The following is a 1,986-nucleotide window of genomic DNA, read 5'->3' on the forward strand; positions in this document are numbered from 1 at the left end:
TATTTTTCATCTATGAACCTATTACACTAGGACTAGATGTTGAAGATATAACGATTTTAGCAGTACCAACAATTGTAGGCACTTTTTTATTTCAATACTTTATGGGGTGTACCGTTTTTCATAGACCATTTTTAGGATATGGATTAGTTGGTATTCTTTGGGCTCTTACATTCCCACTCCTTTTCCATTGGTCCTATGTTAAGCCTTTATATTTCTATGAATTCGCTAATGACTTCTTATTTGGCCTACTCATTTTTATGGGCTTATCTGGAATTCAATTCTTACTAAATCAAACGAATCGCCTTCATAAAACCACATCATTAATCATGGCAATCATTACCATGATATTAAGTCTTATCCCATTCTTACAAATAGGATACTATCTAACTACTTGGCATTGTTTAACGCCAGCTAGTTTACTAGCAGTATATATGACAAACCCTGAGGAAGCCTTTGGATTCTTAAAAAATGCTGCTGGTATTCCTGGTCTTATCGCTGTTGGTATCGGTCTAGTAGCTTGGACGTATCTACTCTACTGGTCTAATCTAGGAATGAAAGCAGTGGTAAACTTAAATACTACACGACCTATGCGCTCCACATTACTCATTGTGTCTATTGTAGCATTCTTAGTTTATGTACCATTCTTCTTATTCCCTAAAACATGTATTGTAGCAAATTGGATTGCTGCTGGCGATTATGTAAAACAGATGCAACAATATAATGATAACCATCATTTAGTATTTGATTCCTTCAATTTAGATACAAAGGAAACCGCTGCCAACAAAGCACCTGGAACTATTATATTAGTAATTGGTGAATCTAGTTCTCGCGATTATATGAAGGTATATAATCCAAACTTCCCTTATGACGACACGCCATGGCAAGGTAATATGCGCTCTGATAATAAAGATTTTGTATTCTTTGACAACGCATACTCATCGTATGTACAAACAGTACCTACTCTTGAACGCGCTTTATCTGAACGCAATCAATATGATGATAAACCATTCCTTGATTCAGCAAATATCTTAGACGTAGCAAAAAAAGCTGGTTATACCACTTCTTGGTTTAGTAACCAAGGCGTGTTTGGTGAATACGATACAGCCATTTCACTAATGGCAAAAACTGCAGATACTACAAAATGGTCTCATGAATCATATGCCTTCTCTGATCGCTATGATGAATCACTATTGCCTTTATTACAATCTGTAGATCCTTCAAAAAACAACTTTATTGTTATTCATATTATGGGTAGTCATATTTACTACAATGATCGTTATCCACATGAATTTAGTAAATGGAAACAGGGCCCTTATCCAGATGGTCAAGAAGCATATGCTAATAGCCAACTTTATACAGACTGGTTATTACAACAAATTTATACTTATGGCAAAGAAAAATTAAACCTACAAGCAATGGTTTATTTCTCTGACCACGGTGAAAGTTTAGATAAATCTCACAATCCAGATACCTTTGACTTTGTAATGACTCACATTCCATTCTGGATTTATTTATCCCCTCAATATCGTGCGGAGTATCCTCAAACTGCAGCAGAACTTACTAAGCATGAACATCAATACTTTACAAACGATTTACTATATGACACATTAGTCGGCCTCATGCATGCACCTAACCAACGCTATGATGCAACACGAGACTTCAGTAATGGTAAGTATCGATTTAATTTACATAACCTTACTACTTTACTAGGAGAACAGCCATTAACTAATGATCCTGTAAATGCAGGAAAATAAATATTACACTTTCTAGTAATGAATACATCATTTTAATATTTAATGATCGCTAGTTAAGATTGCAGTAAATTTAATCAAACAAAAAAAGAGATGAGTTAACAACTCATCTCTTTTTTTGTTTGATTAATAGATCAATATCCTCTTCCGTATAAACGTCAATATTATTCTTTAATAAAGCCTCTACAGTGCATCCATGACCCTCCCGCAGGGTTTTAGTAAAGGTACCATCATA

General features: G+C 34.7%; 1 protein-coding gene. It reads left to right on the forward strand.

Annotated elements, in window-relative coordinates; all coding sequences use genetic code 11:
- Positions 1-1,754: phosphoethanolamine transferase (locus Q7P05_RS07910; protein ID WP_303931495.1), on the forward strand; the 1,754-nt coding region annotated here is incomplete at its 5' end.
- Positions 1,755-1,986 lie beyond the last annotated feature (232 nt).

The sequence above is a fragment of the Veillonella dispar genome, from assembly GCF_937975875.1.
GTDB lineage: Bacteria > Bacillota > Negativicutes > Veillonellales > Veillonellaceae > Veillonella > Veillonella dispar_B.